Genomic DNA, 26,170 nt, shown 5'->3' with positions numbered 1-26,170 from the left:
TTAAAATTAAAAAGTCAATTGCATCCCTAAAGTCAATACACGTAATGTAGGTAACTGACCTCTAGATTGATTTTCAGGGTCTGCTCCGTTAAATCGTGTGAAAGTCAATAAATTCTGTCCTTGAAAGTAAAGTTTACATTTAAAATTTTTCAAAATAGAATTTGGCAATGTATACGAAAAGGATAGATTTTTCAAACGTACATAAGAAGCATCACTATAAGCCGCATCACTTCGTGTATAATAAGAATAAAAAGCATTTACAGCCGCACCATTAAAACCAGCCGTGTAGAGTTGTGTGGGGCCTGTATCGCCTACTTGTTGCCAATGATTTAATACAGAGTTAGGCATATTACTTGAAGACCCTGGTAAAGCAGAAATTGCATTGCTATTAACCCCAATCTGTTTTACAAACTGAAATAGAAAATCCAATTCCCAGTTTTTATAACGCAAATTATTTTGCAATCCTCCAAAATAATCGGGTGAGGTATCTACAATCTTTTGACGATCTTCTAAATCAGTCAATAATCCATCACCATTAAAATCTCTAAATTCATAAATTCCAGTAGTTGGGTTAACCCCAGCAAATTCATAGACCTTATAAATTCCTAAAGGCTGACCTATAACATATTGATTCGCATAGACCGAACCCTCTAAATCAGGGAAAGCTATCAACTCATTCTTAGGTAATGTTAAATTGACAGAAGTAGTCCAATTGAAATTTTTCTTTGAAAAATTTACACTTCGAAAAATCAACTCTAAACCTCTATTTTCAACAGTGGCATCTAAATTAGCTTGCATGGAATTAAAACCTGTTGTACCGGGTAAAGGAATCCCAACTAACTGATTCGAAGAACGATTTTTAAAATAAGCTGCAGTTATAAAAATAGCGTCATTTAAAAATCCAGTTTCTAATGCTACTTCAAATTTTTTATTTACTTCCCAACTAAAATCAGGATTAAACAAACGGTCAGGTACCAAACCTATTACACCATTATAACCAATACCACTGGGTGTGTAGGTATTTAAAAACTGATAATCCCCTATTTGATCACTGCCCGTAGTACCGTAACTAGCTCGTAATTTTCCAAAACTTATAAACGGAAGTTGTTTTTCAAAAAAGTCGGTTTTACTAAACAACCAAGCAGCACCTACAGCTCCAAATGTAGCAAAACGGTTACCAGGTCCAAAACGGCTTGAACCATCTCTACGCCCTGTTAAATTAAAAAAATATTTGTCTTGTAAGCTATAATTCAAACGACCAAATAATGCCATATAACGGTAATTGATTTCGGAATCGTTCATGATTTGAGTAAATGAAGCAGCCGACAAATTGTCTAACAAAGCATTACTCGAAAATCCTGCACCATAAACCGCTAACTGAGTCGCACTTCGCTCTTGAAAAGTACTCCCAAGCAACATACTAACTTTCCCATTACCTAAGGTCTTTTGCCAATGTATTTGGGGTTCTATACTCCAAGAATTCTGTTGAGATTGATTAACCATGGTAGACGAAATAGCACTGGTTAATCCATAAGCGGGATTATAAATAGTCGACGGACTTGTACTAGACTCTGCTACTCGGGTATCACTATAACCAAAAGATGATTTCAATTCTAAATCGGGAAGTATAGCATAAGAAAGGGTACTTCCAACGGTTAAACCTTTAGTAGTTGTTAAATATCTTCCATTCAACAAACTCAAAGGATTATCCCAAGTGCCGTTTTCCCAATTCAAATTCCCATCAGCATCATATAAGGCAGGTGCGTTGGGTGCTATAGTTGTTGCCAATCGAGTCAAATCGGTACTAAACAAGTTGTTTTTATCCGCAACATAATTACCCGACATATTCATTTGAAACTTTTGGTTATCAGACTGATGGGCAATATTGAAATGAACGGCACTTTTACCATAACTAAAATCACCTGGAAATACCGTGGTCTCATTAAAGTGTGTCCCTCTCACCATAAACTGAGTATTTCCTGTTCCTCCTGAAACACCTAACGAAATATTTCTCGTTAGAGCAGTTCCTCCTATCAATTCTTTTTGCCAATCAGTATAACGGTTACGATCCCAAGTACCATTAACATCATACGCCCAAAACGGATAACTACTTATGCCATCATTAGCAAAGGCTTCTTCACGCATGGCTAAATATTGTGGAGTATTCAATAAATCCAGTCTTCGGCTGATTGTACCTGCCCCAGTATAAGTGTCAACAGTAAATTGTGTCTTGCCTTTTTTTCCTTTCTTAGTGGTAATCAGCACTACTCCATTGGCGCCTCTAGAACCATAAATGGCTGTAGCATCCGCATCTTTTAATACTTCAACGCTTTCAATATCGGAAGGATTAATAGCATTCAAAGGATTTAAAACTCCTCCCATAATAGAACCTGATATAGCAGCATTTCCCATACTCTCCGTTGAAAATGGCATACCATCAACCAAATACAAAGGCTGATTGCCTTCGGTTCGAATACTATTCACTCCGCGAATTTGTATACTAAATCCACCGCCTGGAACACCCGTAGCCTGCGTAATATTTACCCCAGCCATTCGTCCTTGCAATGTAGCCAAAACATTGGTTACGGGTTGTTGTTCAATAGCTGCAGCTTTTACAGTTGCAATACTACCTGTACCCTCCTTGTCTTTTACATTATAATAACCTGCATTTACAATCACTTCTTTAAGTGTTGTTGTGTCTTCTTGTAGATTAATTTTAATTATAGTCCTGTTGTTAATTGGTACTTCTTGTGTTTGATATCCTAAATAGGAAAACACTAAGACATCACTGGGTTGAGCAGTAATTTGAAAGTTACCATCAATATCGGTTAACGTTCCGGTTGTGGTTCCTTTGATAACAACGGTAACACCCGAAAGCGTACCCACGTTATCGGAAACAGTTCCTTTGATAACCGTATTTTGTGCTTGTAGTATAGCTGTTGAAAATACAGCTAATGTGAGAATAAGTTTGGGCAATAGTTGTGATGCCCAATAACTAAAGAATGCATTTTTATTCATACTTTTGTGTTGGTTAAATGAAACATTGGTTTTGTTTGCTTTAGTCCTCTAGCTAGTTTGCCGACGGTTTAGGGGACTTTTTTGTTAGCCACGAATGGCATTGATTATCATGTTTGAATTCATGTAATCATTTGACATACTATTTTGTTTTACATCATAGGCATTTATTTTTTAAGGTTTCTAAGTTGAAAAGTGATACTGCCGTTGCTTAAAAAAGTACAGCGCAGGCAGTGCCCTTCCAAACTAACTAAAATGTTAAATGAGTTATTTGCGAAACTTTGTAATGAAAGCAGTGCTAAGAATGATGTTGAGTAGTGACTTTTAGGCATAAAAAAAAGGCATGGAACTCAACAAATCCGCTATCAAGGTACTGGTATACCGAACACACGAATAAGTGAGCCCACGCCAGTATTGACGTGAGCATCTGACTTATCATCTCGTGTGTTTAAAAATTACCAGTTTTTGATGACGAGATTCTAAGCGAATGCTTCAATTTTTTTTTGAAGAATCGCAAATTTATTAAAAATATTAAACAAATATAAGTAAAAAAACTAAATGTGGTTTTATAAACCTACAATATTTTTTCAAAATGTAATGAAATTGCCATTAAAAATGAGTAATGATTGATAAAGATGAATTTTTAATTCTTTTTGGAAAGATTATAGAAAAGCATAGAATTGAACAAAATCTAAGCTACAGACAATTAGCTCAAAGATGCGATATTGATCATAGTAACATTAGCAAGATTGAAAAGGGTGAAATCAATATCACCTTAAATACTATTCTTGAATTATCAAAAGGATTAAAATTACAACCAAACCAGCTATTTGATTTCAAAATTGATTTAGACAAGGAATAATTTTATTTATTTAAGATTCAAAGGTATTATTAAAATACAAAATGTATATAAAAGACTTTTGAAAGTCAAACTCAGCCAAGAACTTTTAATATATGAAATTAATTGATATATCACAATGGCCTTCTGGCGATCAAAGGTTCGTTCCTATTGGGAAGAGAATTAAAAAAGTGGTATTACATCCCGAAACTTATGATTTGTTTTATTTTAAAGAACCAAAAGAAAAATATCCATGGGAATTTTGGAATGAAATTATTGCATATGAAGTTGGAAATAAGTTAGGTTTTAATGTATTAAAATATGAAGTTGCTACTTTAGACGGTATCGGCGGATGTCTTTCAAAATCAATGACAGAAGATTTCACTCAAGAATTAATTCATGGACAACAAGTCCTTTTAAGAATTTATCCAGAGTTTGAAACAAAAAGAGGAACAGACCATACTTTTCAACTAGTTGAGAGTTTCTTTAAGTCATTAAAAAAAGAAGAGGAAAAATTAATTATAAACGATTTTATAAATATGCTTGTTTTTGATTCAGTTATAGGAAATAGGGACAGACATCAACAAAATTGGGCAATTATAAGAGAAATCAAAATACAAATTAGACCAAATAAATATTTCGGGTTAAAAAAAGATACAAACTCACCTATTATTACTAGAACTGTTCGATTTTCTCCACTTTTTGATAATGGCAATTGTTTAGCTTATAATATTATTGAAGAAAATTTAGATAGTTTTATAAATGATGATTATAAATTAGAAAAGTATTTATTTGGAGAGAAAGCTGTATCCCATCTAAAATGGTTTGGTGCTGCAATGCCACATATAGAATTACTAAAGCACATATCAAAAATCTATCCGGATGTTGTATTTAATTCTATAAAAAAAGTTAATGAGAGTTTTAACGAAAATATAATTAACGATATTGTTTTAAACATAGATAATGGTATTATCTTTGCAAATGAAAAATACTTCCTTTCACCAAAAAGGAAGGAATTAATAAGTAAATTAATAACAATCAGAACAAAAAAACTTTTACAGGAATTCTTGTAATATGATATTAAAAAAAATCTATTTAAGTTGGAGACCAGGCAAAGGAGATGGTCGATTTTTAGTAGGTGTCTTTTCAAGAGAAAATTCATCAGGGGACGATATTGTATTTAAATATCAATCCGATGAAGTCAAGAAAGCTAGTAACAAAGGATTTTATAACTATCCCGAGTTTCCAGACTTTGACAAAGAATATCGTACCAATCTAAAAACAGCTTTATCTTTAAGATTGATGCCAAAAACTAGAGCGGATCGAAACAATTATTTATCTTTTTGGAACGCTAACATTGAAGGTCTAGATTGGTTTGATGAATTAGGGTTTACACAAGGAGAGTTAGCAACTGACACCTTTGAATTTCTTGCTGAATATCCAAAAAAACACAATGGTGTAGGAGTTAATTTTGTTTCAGACATTGCTGCCCTATCCCATTTAAAATTAGATTCAGATTGCGTAAACATAGGTGATAAATTAAGATTTGAACTTGAGCCAGAAAATCAAGTTGATAAATCAGCGGTAAAGATTTTCAAAAATTCTGAATGTATAGGTTACGTTAAAAGAGGTCATAACTTATTCTTTCATAAAGTCAAAAACGAAGAAATTGACATAAGGGTAACGAATCTTGAAAAAAATGGAAAAATGAAACAAATATATTTTTCAGTAAGAGTAATATAACTTTATTACAATCAATATTAAAAGATGCCAATTGGCATCTTTTTTTTATTATACAAAAACAAGAAATACTATATCATTTCGTTTTTGCATAGTAAAATTCCAAAAATACATACTAAAAAAGAATTGAGGTAACTAATTTACCTTAGTTTTTAAATGAACATGTTATATTGATAATAGAAATAATTAGTTGAGTTATTAATGGTTTGCTGACATTTATATGAGAGTTAAAATATAGAAAACTAAGGAATATTTTAAGGTCATGATAATTGGAAAGAAAACTATTAAAACAAAGTTGATTTTTTTAACAATATAGATGTTTTAATGATTTAAAATAAATAATAAAAGTTTTGAAAAATATGAAAAAATGGGATAGTTCAAGAACGTATGCTTTAATCATGTTCATTGGTTTAGTTATTCTTATTTTACAGTTGATTTATATCTATTTTGATATTAAGAGTTAAATGTTTAGGCAACTTTTTTTATTAATAAATTTTAAAAGCTGTATATATTTGATTATATAAACAAGTTAGCAGTAACCCTAAAAAAACTCAAAAACAATATGAAACTTCCAAACTGGTTTAAAATATTATGGTGGATTTTACTAATCGGATTGACAGGAATAATTCTATTTAACCGTTTTGACGAAATAATTTCAGGACAATCTGTTCTATTTGATATTTTTATTTTTTTAATTTTTGTGGCGCTAATGCTTGTACCCATTTTTTCAGAAATTGATTTTTTTGGCATTAAGCTAAAAAAAGAAATTGAAGACCTTAAACAAGATATTAGGATTAAACTAGGAGACATAAAAAACGAAATTCGCAGCAGTCAAACTCAAACTGTACATCAAACCGTTCAGACATTTGGACCTCCACCACCTGACAATAAATTACCTGAGCTACAATACGAAATTGAAAGGATTTTAAGTGCCAAACTAAAAGAACACGGTATCACACCAGACATCAAAATAGCTAGACGTATTGATGTTCCACAAGGCAATTTATTAATGTTCCAAGTACGTTTTAACATTGAAAAACAATTAAGACGGATTTGGGTACAACGATTTGATAGTGGTAATTTTGACCCTAGACATCAGCCATTAACTCGAATTATTCAAGACTTAGCCAAATTTGAAATTATTGATAACAACTTTTTTGTTATACTAAGAGAAATACTTTCAATTTGTAATTATGCGATTCACGGTGAAAAAGTAACGGAAAATCAAGTTTCGTTTGTGACCAAAAACGCTAAACAAATTTTAGATTATTTAAGCCAAGTAAAATAATATGTACTCATTTGAATTTGCGCGATTCCTTTCACCTTTCATGAAAGCAATATAATCAAAAAGATGCATAGGCATTTTTTTTGAACAAATTTTAAAAGTTTTATTTATTTAATAATATAATATAGTAATTGTAACGCAGAATCAAAATTATAACTCAATTTTAAATCAAAAATGAAAAAAGTAATGTACTTAAAAGTATTAATAAATCCTTTAGACGACGAAACAAAGCTTGTCGAAAAATTGTCGGAAATAAAAGATGTTGAATTCTTTCATTATTTTCCAGAAAACAATGAAATTAACATCGAAAAAGAAAAAGAATGGCTACTTGATGTTGGAATAACAGAAGCTTTTAATACTTCTCAATACCTTGAAGCTCTTGGAACAACCAGCCATCGTCCTGGTGATATCAAATTACTCATTCAAAAATATCTCGACAGAACAATAAAAACAAATAAACTCATTATAATTGATAGATATTTTTTTCCAAATAATCACGATGCAACTTATCCAAATTTTGTAGTAGATATTTTAGATAAATATTTATCAATTATAGATGAAATAACATTTATTACTTCGCCAAGATATAATTCTGTTGCTGCAAACTCAATTAAAAGTCTGCTATTTAGTAAAAAAGAAACATTAACCATCAACATAAAACATACAGATGACTTTCACGACAGATTTTGGATAAGTAACTATAATGGTAAAGGACTTTTCTTGGGAACTTCTCTAAATGGCTTCGGGAGAAAATATGCATTAATTGATTATATAAATACCGCAGACGTTCGATTAATTATAGCAGAACTTAACACTCAAGGATTGATTTAAATAAAGATAACTGCTGATTACACATGTTACTATTGCACTTCTTCCTTTAATTTAAACTATTTTTCGAAAAAAAATACCCCCCTTACTGGTGGGCAAATCCTTTCGCGTAACCATATAAATTAGCACAAAAAAAATAAAAATAACTAATTATTTTATCATTTCGTTTTTGCATAGTAAAATTCCAAAAATACTTACCAATAAAGAATTGAGGTAACTAATTTAGCTTAGTTTTTAAATGAACATGTTATATTGATAATAGAAATAATTAGTTGAGTTATTAATGGTTTGCTGACATTTATATGAGAGTTAAAATATATAAAACTAAGGAATATTTTATGGTCATGATAATTGGAAAGAAAACTATTAAAACAAAGTTGAATTTTTTAACAATATCGATGTTTTAATGATTTTAAATAAATAATAAAAGTTTTGAAAAATATGAAAAAATGGGATAGTTCAAGAACGTATGCTTTAATCATGTTCATTGGTTTAGTTATTCTTATTTTACAGTTGATTTATATCTATTTTGATATTAAGGATGGAGATTAGGCATTTATAACTATTAATTACTTAACAAAAAAGACCGTAATATTTTTACCCAAAACACCGTAACAATATCATTTAATATTTTATTTAATTGCCAAAAATTTTAAACAATGAAAGCTTTGAGTTTAAATGTTAATATATCTAAAAATTATTATAAATAAATTATTTAGTTATATAGATTTGATGATATAAACAAGTTACAACAAGTGTAAAACAAAAACCAAACAGACAAAAAAACACATCTAAAAAAATGGCATATAAAAGTAAAAGCATACTACAAATTGTAAAAGAAATTGAAGGTAGCAAAGTTTTCCTACCAGCTTTACAAAGAAAATTTGTTTGGGGAAAACCTCAAATTGAACTTCTTTTTGATTCATTAATGAGAAACTTCCCTATTGGAACTTTTCTCTTTTGGAATTTAAATAGAGAAGTTGCTAACAACTATGTTTTTTATGAGTTTTTGAGGGAATACGACCAAAGAAATCCATACAATAAAAAGAAAGATGGTAGTTTATTAAATCCTGAAATAATTGGTGTGCTTGATGGACAGCAAAGACTCAGTTCGATGTATATTGGACTTCAAGGTACACACACAGAAAAAGCACCATATATGCGTTGGGCAGATGATAATGCTTATCGTAAGTCAAAACTATTTCTAAACTTACTTTCGCTACCTTACAGAGTAAATTCTGAAAATATCATTGAAACTATTGAGGAACAGAATTTCGAATTTAGATTTCTTACTGAAAAAGAAAGTGAAGACTGGGTATATAGAAAAATCAGACAACAAGATGAAAATGGAGCAGAAAGGGTAAATGAAGACAATATGTTTTGGTTTAAAGTTGGAGACGTATTATCGTGGAATGCCGACCCAGAATTTGATATTATTATAGACTCATTTATAAAAAAATGTAAGAACCAAAAACAAAAAGATATTATCAATGAGAAAAGAAGGTTAGTAAAAAAAACGCTTGAAACTTTACATAAACGAATATCAACTGACCAACTTATCAACTATTTTGAAATTGACAAGCAAGATCTAGAAGATATACTAAAAATATTTATTCGTGTTAATAGTGGTGGAACACAATTAAATAAAACTGACTTGTTATTTTCTACAATAGTCGCTACCTGGGACAGCGGCAGAGATGAAATTGAAGGGCTACTACAAAAAATCAATAGAAAAGGAGATGGTTTTGGCTTCTCAAACGAATTTTTAATGCGTTCTTGTTTGGTATTAACAGACGCCCCAGTTCTTTATAAGGTCAATTCATTTAAATCTGAAAATGTTCAAAAAATCAAAAATGAATGGAAAAATATTGCAAATGCAATTGAACAAACTGTTGAACTTTTAGTAGAGTTTGGATTTAATCAAAGCTTATTAACTTCTCAAAATGCAACCATAATTATCGCTTATTACATATACAAAAATGGAGTAATTAATGATACAACTAAGCTTGATATCAAGAAGTATTTAATACACTCCTTACTAAATGGTATTTATGGTAGTTCTCAAGATCAATTGATTGCATTTTTGAGAAATGCATTCCGTGCACAATCAAAAGATGAAAATGGTAAAATAATATTCAAACTAAAAAGCAATCATTTTTCTTTTGAGGAAATTTTAAAATTTGAACTTCCTTCACGAAAATCTCTATACATAACAGAAATTGAATTAGACAATTTTATGTCATACCGAAAGGGTGCTTCATCATTCTTTGTTTTATCATTACTATACCCTAACTTAAAATACAAAGAGGTTCAATTTCATCAAGATCACATACACCCAGCATCTAAATTTGATGTTGACAATTTTAACAAAATAGGACTATCTAAAGAAATGCAAGATGAATGGTTAAAACTTAGGGATACAGTTCCTAATTTACAGCTTTTAGAGGGAAGACAAAATGAATCAAAGAATGCAACTGCATTTAAAGTTTGGCTAGATAAAAAAGATGAATCAGTAAGGACTTATTTTAAAATTAGCAATTTTATACCCGAGGACATCAGTTTAGATTTCTTAGACTTTCTTGAGTTTTACGAAAAAAGAAAGTCAGTATTAATAGAAGAGCTCAAAAAAGTACTAGCTATAAACAATAACGCCCAATTAACAAACCAAGAATATTTAGAAAAAGAAACAATTGCAGACGAGGACTAAAACAGTAAAAACACAACTGGCATCAGCTGTTTTGTAATAAGGAGGGGGTACTACTAAATTGTAAATTTTATCTCGTATTAAACTTTGTGCTAGGTTGACAGTTTAGTGCTTCCAAATCCGCTTACCAAAACGTTGGTAGTAATTTTACCGAAAAAAAAGGAAAATAAAATATGAAATTAAAAATTCAACTTTACATATTATCATTGTGGCTATTGTTTATTTTATTATTTATCAATAAAGTAAAAATCCCTCTTTGCTTTTTTGATTGTGAATTTGTAGGCTGGAAGAAACTGCTTTTAGACAACATAATTCCAACTATTTCAATAGTTATTGTTGTTCTTGGATTTATATTTTATTTCAGATTTAAATATATTGTAAGCGGTAATAAATCTTTACCAGAAAAAGTAACAAATATTGAAAATATAAATTGGGAACATTTAACATTCTTAGTAACTTATGTTATTCCACTTTTAAGTTTTGATCTAGATTTTAACTTAGATGAAGATAGAAATAGTCTAATGTTCTTTTTAGTCTTAATAATTATTGGATTGATTTATGTTAAAACAAATATGTTTTATACAAATCCAACTCTTGCAATTTTAGGATACCACATTTATAAAATTTCTACAACGAAAAGGAATAACGTTATATTCATTTCAAGAGATATAATTTCTGAAAATGATTGGATTGAATATAAATTATTAAGTGATAACATTTACATAGCAAATAAATCTAAACCAAATGAATTTACAAGAACTTAGAGATCAATTGAGTATTATAAATGATGAAGTTAATCCTATTGGAATAAATGTTCATCTTATTAAAAAAAATGATGATGAAACAGAAACAATTTTAAAAGCTGATATTTCGGTTGAGCTAGCTGATGAATTAAAAGAAATTTTCAGAGCTACAATAAATAATAAATTCTTCGATAATCAAGAATTAGTTTTAAGAGAAATCTCAAGTTCAATTGAAACTTTTAATTCAATTTTCTACTATGATTTGGAAGAGTTTCCAGAGAAATTAGCATCAGCTAACAATTTTGACCCATTCTCCGAGTATGAAGATTTTTCTTTTAACAATGACGATATAGAAAGTATAAAAGCTATATTAATAACTGTTGGGAATGTTGAAAATCATTTTACAATTTACAAGCATGTTTATCCTGTTACAATTGTAAGACAAGATAGAATGCTTGGCTTTCTTCCTATTGGAGATAGATTTGAAAAACTAAGTTCAAACATTTTGCAAATCAACAACTCAATAGATTTCCTTTTCGCAAACGATAATTTATTTGTAAACAATATTAAAACATTATCATCGGCTTATGGTTATAATGAAATTATAAAAAATCAGGCAAGACAAAATATAACGTTAATTCAAGATTTAGATTTAATAGCCAACATTGGTGAATTAACCGCTTTCGTTAATAATATAAAATATGCAAAACGAGTTCTGCGAATAAATGCAAATTCTCCTGTGTTACAATTAGCAAAATTGAGAGTTATAGAGTTTATAACAAATCATCCTAAACTAAGTACAAAAATTAGACTGAATGCAACTAATGACAGAATTATGCTTGATACTGACATATCAAAAATAATTACAATCGGTATATTAAATGATGACTATCTGAAATCTAACTTAACCGATCTTGATTATGAAAGTGAAAACAAATCCGAAATAGAAGAAGATTAAAGAAACTACCACCAACAGACGAAAACAATGCAGAATCTTCAAAATTCATGGAAAAATTAAACGCATTAATTCCAGATTTGTTTAAATATTAAAACAAATGATCAGAACAAAGAATCAAATTAAAATTCACTTTAAATTTTAAGATTTACAATCGTTTATTTTTATCTGAAAATTATAAAAAAATGAACAAATTTATTACTGGTGAAAACCTTGAAAATGCAGTTTATGAAATAATATGGGAGGCAAAAAAAAACCTTATAATTGTGTCTCCATTTATAAAACTTGATGACTATTTCAAAAGATTATTTAATAATCATATCAACAACCCAAAATTACATATATTAATTGTATTTGGTAAAAATGAAAACGAAAAAAACAAAAGTTTAAGTAATGAAGATTTTAACTATTTTAAAAAGTTTCTCAATATAAGTATTGTTTATGTTCCTAATTTACATGCTAAATACTACGGAAATGAGAAAAAAGGAGTAATTACATCTATAAACTTATACGATTATTCTTTTAAAAATAATATAGAATTTGGTGTTTACTCTGAACTTAATCTTTTAAGTAAATATAGAAAGAATGCCGATAATGACGCATGGCAAACATGCTATAATCTTGCAGAAAAAAGTGAAGCAATTTTTATTAAACGACCTGTATACGAAAAGAAAATACTCAGCCCTATTTTAGGAAAAAATTATGTGAAATCGGACATTTTACATGACATTACGTCAATCTTTTTTTCTTCATTTGATAGTATCAAACAATATCAAATAAAAACTTTGAATGATTTTGATTCTGAATTAGATTTAGGATCAATGACTAAATTAAGACCATATAGAGAAGTGATTGAAATACAAACAATTGGATATTGCATAAGAACTGGTGATAAAATTGCATATAATCCAAACAAGCCATATTCAAATAAATCATACAGAAGTTGGGCATCCTTTAAAAAAGAAAACTATCCAGAAAATTTTTGTCATAAAACAGGTAAACGTTCAAACGGAAAAACATCAATGAAAAAACCAATACTCTAAATAGTTAATAGTATTATAATCAAGATCATGGATACCAAAGCTGAACAATATTATCCGACCTACACTTTCAAACCTGAAAATCGGGATGTTGTCTTATTGGAATTTGAAGAAGCTCAAAAAATAGCAAACAGTCAAACAAAAGTTTATGGACAAGTAACCAATATACTTTTAGCTGTTATAACTGTTTTAATCCCATTATTCTTTAGTCAAGAAAAAGAAACTAATCAAACATTTAATATAATAAAAGAAAATGCATTATTCTTTTCAACTATTATTTTTTTATTTGGTGCATTGTTGTTGCGTTATTTTGTAGACTTACAAAAACAAATAACAATCAACGGAAGAAAATTAGTTACACTCAGAACAATGCTGGGTTTAGATTACGGTCATATACATTTAACGCTTCCTAATTGGCGTGTTGAGGGCGCTACAAATCCTTTTACAATAAAATATTTCAACGGATGGCTAATGTTTCAAAGCATGCCCTTTTGGGTTCTAACCATTGGAGTAAATGCTATTTGGTGGTTAACAACTAAGGATAGAAATGTACATTCAATTTCAATAAATGATATGCCCCTATTTACAATATCTTGGCTAACAGGCAATGTAATTATCACAATAACTTATTTACTGGTTTTTAGACGAAACTTAAATGATACACACGAAACAAGCTTTCTTAACATTGGAAGATTTATTGCTAGTCTTATACGTTTTAAACTAGTCGAAAATTTTGAATACACAATTTATAGAGCAAAACTCGAAGTTTTTGAAATGTCTCGTTTAAATGTAAACTTCGAAAACTTAAAATCTATACTTATAGACATTGAAGATAAATGTTTTTAAACCAATAAAGGAGTTTCTATTAAAGCACTTCTTAGAGGTGCAATTAGTCAAATTAAATATTTAAAAAAAGTATTTCACCTCATTGAAAGTGGTGGTTCAACAATAACTATGCAATTAGCCAGGACATTATTTATACCTTCAAATCAAAACAAATACATAAGAAAAATATTTGAAATTTGGATTGCAATTTGGTTAAATAGAAAATTTACAAAACAAGAGATTTTAAACTTATATATAGTTTCTGTTCGCTATGATTATGCGGTAATGGGGTTATCAAAAGCAATTAAACATTTTTATGGAAACATAAATAAAAAAATATTAACTCCTGAAGAAAGCTTTGTTTTAGTTGAAAGACTTTCAAATGTTACAGGTACTCATAAACAAGAAAGAATTAACTATTTAATTAACAAGTCAACCGTTGAATTAGACCTATATAAAATCAATCGCATTTATCAAACCTTAAAAGAACAAAAAAAAATTAAATAGCTTTCCACCGCGATACATGATATAATTATTAAGTTTGATGTAGGAGATTTTATTTTAAATTATAATATTTGTTGAGTAAAAACATTTTATTTAACATAAATAATAAAATACTCAATTCGGGAATATTAGTATTCAATTCGGGAATTGCAATAAACACTATTTTTTTTAACACTTTTACTCTTTTAGATTTGTCAAACAACCAAATCTAAAACTGAAATGAAAAACTTCACAAATAGACTATTAATTGAATTAGAAAATCAATTAGAAGAAACCCAAACTATTGAAGATGATCCAATAAAAAAATTAGAAGTGGCTATTGAGTATGTTGTCATTTCATTAGAAAAATTAAAAGCATTTTTTAAAAATTATAACCTAAATAATAAACAAGATGAAATCTATTTCTTTAAAGAAATCAAACCACAATTTACAAGTAAATTAATTTACTATAATGAGATTTACAATATTGAAATAAATAAACCCATAGGTGATGAAAAAAGAATAAAAAAATACTATTCTAAAGAAATAAAAAAACTTAAAAACTTTTTTACAAAAAATAAAGAGTTCTACAAATATTACAGAACAAAAAACACCTGCCTTGATAAAAAATATTTCTTAAGAAAAAAATACGATATAAAACTCACATTGGAAAGTTATTACTTCCAATCAGATCCAGTCTTTTCTACCACACACGATTACTTGATCGCTAAACTTATAGCAAACGAAAAAATCATTATTTTTCTTGAAAACAAACTAAATAACCAAACAGCTAATACTACCAAAAAAAATGATAAAAACATTTTGAAATGGACTGGAACAAAAGTGGCATTAGTTGAACTCGTATATGCATTACATAACGAAAAAATCATCAACAATGGAAATATAAGTTTAAATGAATGTATAAAAGCAGTTGAAAATTTTTTCAATACCGAAATAAAACAACATAATCGAATCTTCCTTGAAATAAGAAATCGAAAAACAATTGATAAAACAAACTTCATAAATTCTCTTCAAGTCAATCTAAATAATAAAATAAATCAATTAGATGAATAATATAAACTGTAGACAAAAGCAGTCTAAAAAAATACTCTAATTAAAGATATACCGCTTTAGACTGCTTATTTAATTGTTAATTAGTCAAAATTCCACATACTAATGAAGATGTTAATCCATTTTCAATTCCATTTGAAGAACCAACAATATTACCTAATAAATTAGTTATTAAAGAGTCCCAATCAGGATCTGAGTTCCTCTTAGGTCTACGTTTACTCTCATAAGCACTGAATCGAGCAATTGAAGTCGTACTTAAAATGATAGCTTTGTCTGATGCTAATAAATCGTCAGAATTTATAATTTGATCCTCAAAAAGAATTATATAGTCTAAAATTGGATCACTCTCAATGTTCTTGTCAAAATGAAAATTAAAATCAATAAGAAAGGTTTTCATCTTATTTTTGGCAATATTCGAAAGAGAAGAATTTGCTAAGAAAGTGTCAATACATAAAGTCTCACAAGCCAATAGATTTGAGACTGCAGTTACTCCTTGAAAAGAATAAGGAGCAGTAAAATGACTTTTGAAACTACCATTTTGATTGGCTAATGTTTCCACTTTTGTAATAACATTTAAAAGTGTTAAAGAATCGTTTTTCTGTGCATAAAATTCTAAATAAAGCTCATAATGTAATTGACCTACATAATCATAAGAATTAGCTGGGTTAAAAGGCATAGCTGAGTCGTTACTGGAAATTTTATTAGTATTCAATAAATTAGATTGAGTTGAATTTAACATATCAACTTCTGAAGTTTCACTGCAAGAAAATAATAAAAAAATAGATAGAATGCATAAATAAAATAATTTCATGATGTTTAATTTTTTGATAATACTGATTACTTGTTTTCATCAGTTCATCTTGCCCGGGTAAGCTGAACTAGGTTGGATGTATAGCTTATAAATCCTCTTGAATTCGAGACAAAACTATCCTACAATTTCAGCCTCCGCAAACCATGATAAGTGCAATTCACGAATTAAACAACTTAAATTCCCGAATTAAACAATTCAAAAAAGTTATTTTTATTATGCACTTTAATCGATTGTTTTATTTATTGTTAATTTTTTTGAATTAAATTTGCTAGTAAAAGCCTACAAATCTTACTAATCTATACTAATTAAGATTAAACAACACTAACAATGTAAAATGAAAAAAATAATAGCTTTTTTTTGTGTAATAACTAATTGTGTCTTTCTACAAGCAAATCCTCTTTCAGACAGTATAATTAACAATTTGTGTAAAAGTGATTATGAATATTTAAAAGAAAAAGTCGGAGAAAACAAGATAAATATCAACTTCAAAAAAGCATGGCTTTTAAAAGCAAAAAAAGAAGGTAATTTAATAGAGCAAATTAATGCTTACAGGCAATTAATGATAAATGAGCCTAATAGTAAAAAGAAAAATTATTCGGATTCTATAATAACAGTTGCTCTAAAAACCAATGAAAACAATATTATCGGAAGTGCTTTTTTAAATAAAGGCATAGTTTTCTATGAAAATAAAGAATTGGTTAAAGCCTTAAACTATTATTTAAAAGCAGAGGATTATTTAGAAAAAACAAAAGATTTATATACTTCTAATAAAACGAAATACGCAATAGCACAAACTAAGTATTACTTAGGATTTTATGACGAAGCTATTAAAATTTTTAACGAAGTAGCTGTTTTCTTTATTGAAGAAAATGATAGAGCGTATCTAAATACACTACATGCTTTAGGATTGTGTTATCAAAAAATTAATAATTTTAATAAATCAAAATATTACATCGATTTAGGAAAAAATCTTAGTCAAGAATGGAATATAAAAGAAATGTTAAAATATTTTGAACATACTCAAGCTATTAACTTGTATCATCAAAAAAAATACAATTTGTGTATAGAAGGGTTAAAAAAAGTAATTCCTAAATTAAATAGAGAAAACGACTTTGATAATAAAACAGTTGCCGAATTTTACATTGCAAAAAGTTATTGGCAACAAAAGAAGTACAAAGATGCACTACCCTACTTACTAAAAGTAGATAAAACTTTCTTAGAAAAAAACTATATACGTCCTGATTTAAGAGAAAACTACGAGTTACTTATCAAATATTACAAACAAAAAGAAGATACTAAATTACAATTGCTTTATATCAACAGACTGCTTGAAGTAGACGAACTTTTAAACCACAATTATAAAAACCTTTCACAAAAGATTTTTAAAGAATATGACGCTAAAAAGTTAATTAATGCCAAAAACGAAATAGAAAACGCAATGAAATGGAAAAATAAAGTAGCATATGCAACTTCATTTTTTTTATTAATTAGTACCGTTGTTATAATAAGTAAGCATCGAAGAAAAAGTAAATATTACAAACTAAAATTCGATGAATTAATGACTTCTAGCAATAATAGCAATAGTAATAGTTCAAAATCATTAGATGTTGATTTAGAAATTAATCCTGAAATTGTGGAAATGGTTTTAAAAAATCTCGAGAAATTTGAAAAAACAAAAAAATACTTGGAAAAGGATATGACACTAAGTAGAATAGCTTCCTATTTAAAAACAAACACAAAGTATGCCTCAAAAATAATCTTAAAACACAGAGGTAAAAAGACAATCGATTATATCAATGATTTAAAAATTGAACAGATTATTGATTTACTAAAAACGGAAAATAAGTATAGAAATTATACAAACAAAGCCCTTGCAGATGAAGTAGGCTTCGGCTCAACACAAAATTTTACAAGAGCTTTCAAAAACAGAACCGACATCTCACCTACATATTTTATCGAAAAACTAAACGAATTGCAATAACTTTTTTGATATTTTTTCTATTTTTCATCACAACTTGTGAAACAGTTGTGATACAAACAGAATCATAAACTACATTTTTGCACCATAACAATCTAAAACATACGTTATGGCAGTACAAATCATTACCATCGAAGACTTAAACGAATTCAGAAGTCTCCTTTTGAACGATTTAAAAGAAATCATTCAATCCAAACCCCAACAAACAAAGCAGTGGCTCAAATCCAATGAAGTCCGCAAGCTGTTAAACATCTCCCCAGGAACCCTCCAAAACCTCCGCATCAACGGCACCCTATCCTACACCAAAATAGGTGGCATCATGTATTATGACAATACAGATATTGATAAGTTATTAAATGGAAACAAGGTAAAGTCCTTACCAACTCTTTTTAAGTAACCTCATTCCGTAAAACCATCCAACTTTGTCATACCGAGCGAAGCCGAGGTATCTCCTGCAAAGCAGGTCAATCCTTGAACAAAGTTCAAGCAACCAGTCTTAATACTTAATACACCAATCTTAATACTTCCAAATGAACTACATCAAACACCTCACCGGCTTCTTCGAAAAAGTTGCCATAGACAGAACCCTTAACCCAACACATGTAAGCTTATACATCGCCTTATTCCAATTCTGGAACTGCAACCGTTTTAAAAACCCCATCAGCATCAATCGCGATGAGGTAATGCGGATAAGTAAAATAAGTTCCAAAGCCACCTATCACAAATGTCTAAAAAACTTACATAGTTTAGGCTACATCAATTACCAACCTTCCTACAACCCATTCAAAGGAAGCCACGTCATTTTATTCAACTTTTCCGATGATTTAAAACCGCTTCCAAAATCCGAAAGAAAACCAAAAAATGAACTTCTTTTTGAACAGGTTAATGAACAAGCTTTGAACAAGTCGTGTACTAGTAGTGAAACAGGTACTGAACAAGCAGTAGTACCTTCTATAAACTATATAAACAATACAAACCTTTTAAACGATAAAAACATTTCAAACTTGGAAGAGCAAGCAAAAAAAATTGAAGAAATAAATAACTCCAATTTAGAAAATGAAACCGAAAATGAGAAAGAAAAAAAGTTGCGCGAAAAAAAGAAATCCGTTTCGGATTCACCGACTCAAATTGAAATCAATCATAAAATTGGAGGTAAAGAGAAATTTGAGAATTCCGATTTGTCATCCCGAGCACAGTCGAGGGAACTCAATCCAACAATCGAAGAAGTCAAAATCTACTTCCAAGAAAACAACTTCCCAGAACAAGAAGCCCAAAAATTCTACAATTATTTCTCCAGTGTCGGTTGGCTTGTCGGTGGCAAAACACCAATGATCAATTGGCAAGCAGCAGCACAAAATTGGATAATCAATGCACCTAAATTCATTTCAAATGCAGAACAACCAAACAAAGCAAAACACCTCAACACCACAACCGAAAAAGACTATGCAGAACCTTTATAGCTTCCGTTTTGAAGAAATCTGTGCTAATCCATTTAATCCGTGGCAAAAAAATCTTAGCGAACCTTGCGTTGAACCTTTGCGGTCTTTGCGGTTAAAACTAAAAAATCCGCGTAAATCCGTTAAATCTGTGTCATCCGTGTACCAAAACCCTCGCTTTAGCGAACAAAATGAAACCTGAAACCTGAAACCCGAAACTTGAAACCCGAAACTCAAAATGAATAATTCAACAAAATCAAACTACAACTACCCCGAAATAATCAATAGGCTCGAAGCTAAAGGAATTGAACTATACGGTAATCATTTCAAAATAGTAGAAACAGACCATAAAATAATTTATAAGTTGATAGCCTATTTTTTAAAAGACGAGCATGCCTGTAATCAATTCAATATCCATTTAGAAAAAGGAATCCTATTAACTGGCCCTATAGGCTGTGGAAAAACCTCATTAATGAACCTAATGAAACATACAGCCCCAACAGGTAATAAATTCTCAGTAAAACCTTGCCGAGACATAAGCTTCGAATTCATTCAAGAGGGTTACCCTATCATTCACAAATACAGTATCGGCCAACTCTATCATACCGAACCAAGAACCTATTGCTTCGACGATTTAGGAACAGAAAACAACCTAAAGTACTTCGGTAACGAATGCAACGTCATGGCAGAAATTCTATTAAGCAGATACGATCTATTCATCTTCAAAAAACTAAAAACCCACATCACCACTAACCTATCAGCTACTGAAATAGAAAAACAGTACGGAAACAGAGTCAGAAGTCGACTAAGACAAATGGTCAATCTAATCGCATTCGATAAATCAGCACCAGATAAAAGATAAAATCCGCATTAATCTGCGTTTCGCCATGGCGAATCCGTTTCATCCGCGTTCCAACAACCTGAAACTTGAAACCTGAAACCTGAAACCTGAAACTTGAAACAAAATGAACACAATAACCAACTTCTGGAACTACTTCCAACAAAACAACTTCGTTTTCTTATTTCTAAACGAAGTTTCGCAGGAAGAAATGAAATTTCATTTCTATAAACTCAAAGAAGAACTATACCGCTACAACAAAAACTTAGATCTTATCATAAAAAACAAAAAAAATGAAGCAGAATTAATTATTACGGCACATGGCAATCCCTATCTTTTTAAAGAAGTAGAACTATTAGTTTTTTATGCCCCAAAAATAAAGCGATGGAAAATAACGGCATTTCTCCAACCTGAAACAGACCTTGATAAATACGAAAACGGCACTGACAAACCATTTAAATTTTATGGAATAAATATAAAGGTGAGTGATAGCTATTTTATTTTATTAGGTAATCCTGAAAAACCAATAGATCTGGGTATAAAAGTATTACTTAAAAATTATATAGTGTATAAAAATAATCCTAAACTTACTGAGGCAGTATATATTATTATAGAACATTTGATTGGGGAAAAGTCTTTCGCTAATGATTTAAAATTTATTGAAATTAATCAGCTTCATCAAATAAATACTGATCATCTGAAATTACATCATTTAAAATTATATATCAACGATGAAGGGTAAGTTAATTTATAAATCTCTCTTTATTTTAATCGAAACTCGTACACCTTTACCAACAGCTGTTTCAATAGAAATTTGAGCATCGATTGTTTTAATACGCTCATTTATGTTTTTTAACCCAATTCCATCTGTTGTATGATTTTTATCAAAACCAATTCCATCATCTTCAACTGTAACAAGTAGAAAATCAGTTGTCTCATCTATGACCAAATTGCAAACAGATGCTTGAGCATATTTGTTCACATTTAAAAAGAGTTCCTGTAAAATTCGATAGAGATTAATCTTAACAATTGAAGAGTAATTATTCCAATCGATTATATCTGATAGAGAAAGATTAAAAACTGTCCCATTTAAATCAGTATTACTTTTAACTAAAGAATGAAGTAAAAACAAGTAATTAGAATCATAAATTGAATAATCGATATATAACTCATGTGAAAGATTTCTTATCTCTGTTTCAACTTTATGGAGTTCCTTAATATAAGTAATTCTTTTATCTCTTGTAATAGCATCATCAGCATCATTCAAAGTATCTAGAACCATTCGAATAGCATAAATTTGATTAACAACACCATCGTGTAATTCTTTTGAGATTCTACTTTGCTCTTCTTCTTTGGCATGAATTAAACCGTATTGAAACTCTTTAATCAAACTCAAAAGCTCATCATTGGCAAGTTCTTTTTGCTTTATCAATAGCAATTCTTTTTTTCTAGCTACTTGACTTCTAACAATAATTACGGTTAAAAATACAACTGTACTTATAGCCAAACCTAAAATTAATAGTAAATTATTGGTAGAAAGTATTTCATTTTCATCTTCAACTTTACTGGTTTCATACTCAATCCTAGCAAATTTATCTCGATTTAACCTTTGCTGCTTAATAATACTATCAGAAACTTTTACATATTCATTTTTGTAAAAATTAGATTTTCTTTTATCAGATAGGGATAAAAAATTAAGTGTTTTTAACAATTCATTATTAGATTTGATTAACTTAGATAAAGTAAGTGCCTTTCTAAAATAATCCATTGATTTTAAAGTGTCTTTATTCAAAAGATAATATTCACCTAAATGTATTGTTCTGAAAAGATAATTTTTGTCTAAAGAATTTTTAGGTAATAAATCCATAGATTCATCAAAACATTGCTTAGCTATTGTAAAATTACCTGATTTCATATAAGAATATCCCAAATTACTAAGCACATTCGAATATAAAATAGAGTGATTTAATTTTAAATCATCTGTCAATAATGTTTTCAATAAGGCAATAGATTTATCAAATTCTTCCTTTTTATCATAAATATTACAAATACCAACAACAACGAGTGATTTATATTCTAAATAATTAGAGTCAATATTTTTAATCTTTTCTAAATTTATATATGCCAATTTCAAATAACGTAAAGCTTCATCAAATTCTTCTAGTTCTGTATGATTACAAGATTGTAAATAATAACATGAATATAATAACTCATACTTTTTTGTTTTCTTTATTTTTTGTAAAGCTTTAATAACCTCTACTTCACTTTCAATATAATTGCCAGTTGTAAATAGTAAATGAGCTTTGTTAAAAAGTGCTTTTGCAATTCTTTCATCATCTTTTAGTAATCTAAAGACTTTCTCAGATTCCTTATAGTAGTAATAGGCACTATCTTTTTGAAAATTCTCAAAACAATCTCCCATATAATATAAAGCTCTACCAATACTTATCGAATCCTTATTTTTTTGTGAAAGAATGTAAATTTTTTTACTTGTAATATATGAGTTCTTAAAATCATTTAAATAATAGTACTCAGCGGCAACTTCGAAAAATAATTTAATTTTTAAAGAATCATTTTTTACAAATTCAATTTCAGTTTTTAAGGAATCTAAATACTCTGCTTTCTTTTTATTTGAAAAATTATTATATTCATTAGAATATATTGATTCACTACTAAATGAACTTCTTTCATTAGTACATGAATTTAAAAAAAGAACTACTAAAATTAAAAATAAAGTGTTTTTCAATTGTTTATAATTTATCAAAAATAAAAAAAAACTATGCAATTGCATAGTTTTTTTTTATTATCCTTTAGGTTTTGGTGGATATGGATCTCCTATGTTTATTGAATCACCATATTTAGACATAATATCTTCCGAATCTAATGGTTGAGTTTCAAATTCATTTTGATATAAATTTTCTTGGTCATCATTAGAACAAGAAACAAAAAGAGCACAAACTGCTACAGCAGCAATAAAATAATAAATTTTCATAAAAATCAATTAAAAAATTAAACAATAGTTTTTTAGGCAACTCAAAGAGTTGCTTTTGATTTTCTGAAAAAGCAGGGAGTACTTTAGCAGTAGTTTTCTAACGACTAAAAGAATAAACTATTAGTTCCCACATTAAAAAACCGAATTGAATTCAATTGTTCGTTGTTTTGAACAAGCCAAAAATAGAAAGAGTTTTGGTCTAAAAAGTGTTTAAAAAAGAGTGTTTAGTAAATGACTATGCTATTGTAGTAATCAGCATGAATATAAAAGTAAACTGCACAAATTAACTATTGAATTCGTCTTATAATTGTGTCTATGTTCTCTTTATATCCTCTCGAAAAAGGGATTTTATATTCATTGTCTAGCAAGTAACAAACATTTTTACCTAAATTAATTCTGCTTACGAAATGGATATTAACAACATAACTATGATGAATTCTAAAAAAGTAGAAAGGCAATTGATTCTCAAAAAATTTCATAGTTTTAAATCCAGATATTTTTTTACCATTTTGTAAATAAAAATCGGTTGTATTATTATCCGCTTTCAAATAAACAATATCATCCAATGAAATAAAGTGATAATCTCCATTTGATTTAATACAAAGTTTAGTTTCAGAATTTCTACTATTTAATTTAGAAAATTTTAAAAAAGATTTATACAATTCTGTAGGAATTATTGGAAATAACAAATAATCTGACACCCCTAATTTTAAAGCAGAATAAGCTTCAGTCTTATTCTCATTGAGTGCAATTACATAGGGTAATTCTTTTAAATATTGATGCAAATCAAGCAAGAGTTGTAAACTTATTAAGTCATTAAAATGAAATAATAGTAGTTGTGGTTTATGTTCAAGAATTCCATTTAATGCTGTTTCATATGTACTATAAACTCCCAAACATAAATAATCTTCTACAAATTGTGAAGACTCAATTTGTTTTAAAACCAAACCTGTAGAATCAATTATTAAATATGAATGAAGCACAATAAATTAATTTTGATTAAAATTAGTTCTAATTGATACTTAAAATTTACGGTAAAACCGTAAATTTTAGTTTTATTTAATTAAATTTGAATTCATGTTTAAATCTAGAATAGATGCCTAATAGTGAATTAAATAGAAGTATAGAAAACATCTTAATTGTCGATGATCATCCATTAACTGTAGAAGTGCACAAGGGAATTATATCAAAAGCATTAAAAGAAAAAAAAATAAATTATCTAACTGCAATTAATGCTGAAAAAGCATTCAATATCATAACTAAAATTAATTCAAATGGTGAAAACCTAAAAATGGTGCTTTTTGATATTAGTTTACCCCCATATAAAGAAAAAAATATTGAATCAGGGGAAGATTTAGCAGTTATAACTCGTGAACTATTTCCTAATTGTAAAATAATAATTATTTCAATGCACAATGATCCATTATGGGTTAATAGAATTATTAAAGCCATAAATCCAGAAGGTTTTTTAGCAAAATCAGATGTGGATGCAAAGTCATTAACTGAAATTTGTTCAAAAATTGAAGCTGATTTTTTCTTTTATAGCGAGTCGATAAAAAAATCAAACAAAATAATGATTCAACAAAATATTAATTGGGACGAACACGACACGAAAATTTTACAATTCTTAGCAGAAGGATATAAAACTACTCAGCTAACTAAATTAATTCCTTTATCATTAAGTGCAATTGAAAAAAGAAAATCCAATATCAAAAAACAATTGATTTTTGAAACAGGCTATGATAAAGAACTAATAGAAATAGCCAAAAGCAAAGGCCTTTTATAAAATTATAATCTTTGTCATATCGAGCAAAGTCAAGATACCCCAACCTCCAAACTAAACGCAGTTTAGTGTGAAACTCGAAACTCATAACTCGTAACCTGAAGTAATAAAGTGAAACGCTCTGTGTAACTCTCTTAACACAATCCACTTCAAAAGAAACTCGGTGTAGCTCGGTGTAAAAAAATTAACCACAACCCGAAACCCGAAACCTGAAGTAATAAAGTGAAACGCTCTGTCTAACTCGCTTAACGCAATCCACTTCAAAAGAAAATCAGTGCAGCTCGGTGTAAAAATTAACCACAACTCGTAACCCGAAACCTGAAGCAATAAAGTGAAACGCTCTGTGTAACTCTCTTAACACAATCCACTTCAAAAGAAACTCGGTGTAGCTCGGTGTAAAAAATTAACCACAACTCGTAACCCGAAACCTGAAGCAATAAAGTGAAACGCTCTAAACGCTCTGAGTAACTCGCTTAACGCAATCCACTTCAAAAGAAACTCAGTGCAGCTCGGTGTAAAAAATTAACCACAACTCGTAACCCGAAACCTGAAGTAATAAAGTGAAACGCTCTGTGTAACTCTCTTAACACAATCCACTTCAAAAGAAACTCGGTGTAGCTCGGTGTAAAAAAATTAACCACAACCCGAAACTCGTAACCTGAAGCAATAAAGTGAAACGCTCTGTGCAACTCTTTCAGCGCAAACCACTTCAAAAGAAACTCAGTGTAGCTCGGTGTAAAAAAATTAACCACAACCCGAAACTCGTAACCTGAAGCAATAAAGTGAAACGCTCTGTGCATCTCTT

At 29.1% G+C, this 26,170-nt stretch carries 23 protein-coding genes; 18 read left to right on the top strand and 5 right to left on the bottom strand.

The window, feature by feature from the left end:
- Positions 1-6 precede the first annotated feature (6 nt).
- Entirely contained in the window at positions 7-3,018 is a 3,012-nt protein-coding gene (locus tag RSE15_RS00285; RefSeq protein ID WP_324069001.1) for a SusC/RagA family TonB-linked outer membrane protein, read from the bottom strand.
- 619 nt (positions 3,019-3,637) lie between these two features.
- On the opposite strand from RSE15_RS00285, the gene RSE15_RS00280 reads away from it, so the two are divergent.
- From RSE15_RS00280 to RSE15_RS00225, 12 genes are all read left to right on the top strand, one after another.
- Positions 3,638-3,877 carry a helix-turn-helix domain-containing protein gene (locus RSE15_RS00280; protein WP_231843884.1) on the top strand — a complete coding sequence of 80 codons (240 nt, stop codon included), beginning with the start codon at positions 3,638-3,640 and terminating at the stop codon, positions 3,875-3,877.
- A 92-nt stretch (positions 3,878-3,969) separates the two neighbouring features.
- A complete protein-coding gene (locus RSE15_RS00275) occupies positions 3,970-4,926 on the top strand; it encodes a HipA domain-containing protein (RefSeq protein ID WP_324069000.1) in 957 nt (318 codons plus the stop codon).
- A gap of 1 nt (position 4,927) precedes the next feature.
- Positions 4,928-5,596: an HIRAN domain-containing protein gene (locus RSE15_RS00270; protein ID WP_231843882.1), complete on the top strand. Its 669-nt coding sequence runs from the start codon at positions 4,928-4,930 to the stop codon at positions 5,594-5,596.
- Positions 5,597-6,206: 610 nt separating this feature from the next.
- Complete coding sequence (locus RSE15_RS00265; RefSeq protein ID WP_324068999.1) at positions 6,207-6,881, top strand: hypothetical protein; 675 nt, start codon at positions 6,207-6,209, stop codon at positions 6,879-6,881.
- Between the two features lie 171 nt (positions 6,882-7,052).
- Positions 7,053-7,709 carry a hypothetical protein gene (locus RSE15_RS00260; RefSeq protein WP_324068998.1) on the top strand — a complete coding sequence of 219 codons (657 nt, stop codon included), beginning with the start codon at positions 7,053-7,055 and terminating at the stop codon, positions 7,707-7,709.
- Positions 7,710-8,505: 796 nt separating this feature from the next.
- Positions 8,506-10,413, top strand: coding sequence for a DUF262 domain-containing protein (locus RSE15_RS00255; protein ID WP_324068997.1), 1,908 nt, complete (start codon positions 8,506-8,508; stop codon positions 10,411-10,413).
- A gap of 170 nt (positions 10,414-10,583) precedes the next feature.
- On the top strand, positions 10,584-11,174 hold the full coding sequence (kwaA, locus tag RSE15_RS00250; protein ID WP_324068996.1) for an anti-phage protein KwaA: 591 nt from the start codon (positions 10,584-10,586) through the stop codon (positions 11,172-11,174).
- Positions 11,155-12,111 (top strand): anti-phage protein KwaB, encoded by a 957-nt coding sequence (gene kwaB / locus RSE15_RS00245; protein ID WP_324068995.1) that lies wholly within the window; start codon positions 11,155-11,157, stop codon positions 12,109-12,111. The genes kwaA and kwaB overlap by 20 nt, the downstream gene beginning before the upstream one ends.
- A gap of 182 nt (positions 12,112-12,293) precedes the next feature.
- Positions 12,294-13,151, top strand: a complete 858-nt coding sequence (locus tag RSE15_RS00240; RefSeq protein WP_324068994.1) for a phospholipase D family protein — start codon at positions 12,294-12,296, stop codon at positions 13,149-13,151.
- A 27-nt stretch (positions 13,152-13,178) separates the two neighbouring features.
- The gene (locus tag RSE15_RS00235) at positions 13,179-13,994 is read left to right on the top strand and encodes a hypothetical protein (protein WP_324068993.1); all 816 of its coding nucleotides are present in this window, start codon (positions 13,179-13,181) and stop codon (positions 13,992-13,994) included.
- A gap of 18 nt (positions 13,995-14,012) precedes the next feature.
- Positions 14,013-14,480, top strand: a complete 468-nt coding sequence (locus RSE15_RS00230; protein WP_324070481.1) for a transglycosylase domain-containing protein — start codon at positions 14,013-14,015, stop codon at positions 14,478-14,480.
- 216 nt (positions 14,481-14,696) lie between these two features.
- Entirely contained in the window at positions 14,697-15,530 is an 834-nt protein-coding gene (locus RSE15_RS00225) for an RteC domain-containing protein (protein ID WP_324068992.1), read from the top strand.
- A gap of 76 nt (positions 15,531-15,606) precedes the next feature.
- Here RSE15_RS00225 and RSE15_RS00220 read toward each other — a convergent pair whose 3' ends face one another.
- Complete coding sequence (locus tag RSE15_RS00220; protein ID WP_324068991.1) at positions 15,607-16,338, bottom strand: hypothetical protein; 732 nt, start codon at positions 16,336-16,338, stop codon at positions 15,607-15,609.
- A gap of 334 nt (positions 16,339-16,672) precedes the next feature.
- Between RSE15_RS00220 and RSE15_RS00215 the strand changes: the two genes are divergently transcribed.
- The 5 genes from RSE15_RS00215 to RSE15_RS00195 all read left to right on the top strand — a co-directional run bounded on the left by RSE15_RS00215 (position 16,673) and on the right by RSE15_RS00195 (position 21,332).
- On the top strand, positions 16,673-18,319 hold the full coding sequence (locus tag RSE15_RS00215; RefSeq protein WP_324068990.1) for a helix-turn-helix domain-containing protein: 1,647 nt from the start codon (positions 16,673-16,675) through the stop codon (positions 18,317-18,319).
- Positions 18,320-18,425: 106 nt separating this feature from the next.
- Positions 18,426-18,713, top strand: coding sequence for a helix-turn-helix domain-containing protein (locus RSE15_RS00210; protein WP_324068989.1), 288 nt, complete (start codon positions 18,426-18,428; stop codon positions 18,711-18,713).
- Positions 18,714-18,846: 133 nt separating this feature from the next.
- A complete protein-coding gene (locus RSE15_RS00205; RefSeq protein ID WP_324068988.1) occupies positions 18,847-19,776 on the top strand; it encodes a transcriptional regulator in 930 nt (309 codons plus the stop codon).
- Between the two features lie 457 nt (positions 19,777-20,233).
- The gene (locus tag RSE15_RS00200) at positions 20,234-20,614 is read left to right on the top strand and encodes a P-loop NTPase family protein (protein ID WP_324068987.1); all 381 of its coding nucleotides are present in this window, start codon (positions 20,234-20,236) and stop codon (positions 20,612-20,614) included.
- 103 nt (positions 20,615-20,717) lie between these two features.
- Positions 20,718-21,332, top strand: a complete 615-nt coding sequence (locus RSE15_RS00195) for a hypothetical protein (protein ID WP_324068986.1) — start codon at positions 20,718-20,720, stop codon at positions 21,330-21,332.
- A 6-nt stretch (positions 21,333-21,338) separates the two neighbouring features.
- Here the strand turns inward: RSE15_RS00195 and RSE15_RS00190 are convergent, their stop codons facing one another.
- The 3 genes from RSE15_RS00190 to RSE15_RS00180 form a co-directional block, all read right to left on the bottom strand.
- Positions 21,339-23,336, bottom strand: coding sequence for an ATP-binding protein (locus tag RSE15_RS00190; RefSeq protein ID WP_324068985.1), 1,998 nt, complete (start codon positions 23,334-23,336; stop codon positions 21,339-21,341).
- Positions 23,337-23,393: 57 nt separating this feature from the next.
- Entirely contained in the window at positions 23,394-23,582 is a 189-nt protein-coding gene (locus RSE15_RS00185) for a hypothetical protein (protein WP_324068984.1), read from the bottom strand.
- Positions 23,583-23,869: 287 nt separating this feature from the next.
- Positions 23,870-24,565, bottom strand: coding sequence for a LytR/AlgR family response regulator transcription factor (locus RSE15_RS00180; RefSeq protein ID WP_324068983.1), 696 nt, complete (start codon positions 24,563-24,565; stop codon positions 23,870-23,872).
- Between the two features lie 113 nt (positions 24,566-24,678).
- On the opposite strand from RSE15_RS00180, the gene RSE15_RS00175 reads away from it, so the two are divergent.
- A complete protein-coding gene (locus tag RSE15_RS00175) occupies positions 24,679-25,368 on the top strand; it encodes a response regulator (protein WP_324068982.1) in 690 nt (229 codons plus the stop codon).
- Positions 25,369-26,170 lie beyond the last annotated feature (802 nt).

The sequence above is a fragment of the Flavobacterium sp. genome (genome assembly GCF_035195345.1).
GTDB lineage: Bacteria > Bacteroidota > Bacteroidia > Flavobacteriales > Flavobacteriaceae > Flavobacterium.
This window is presented reverse-complemented; position numbering and strand designations above follow the sequence as displayed.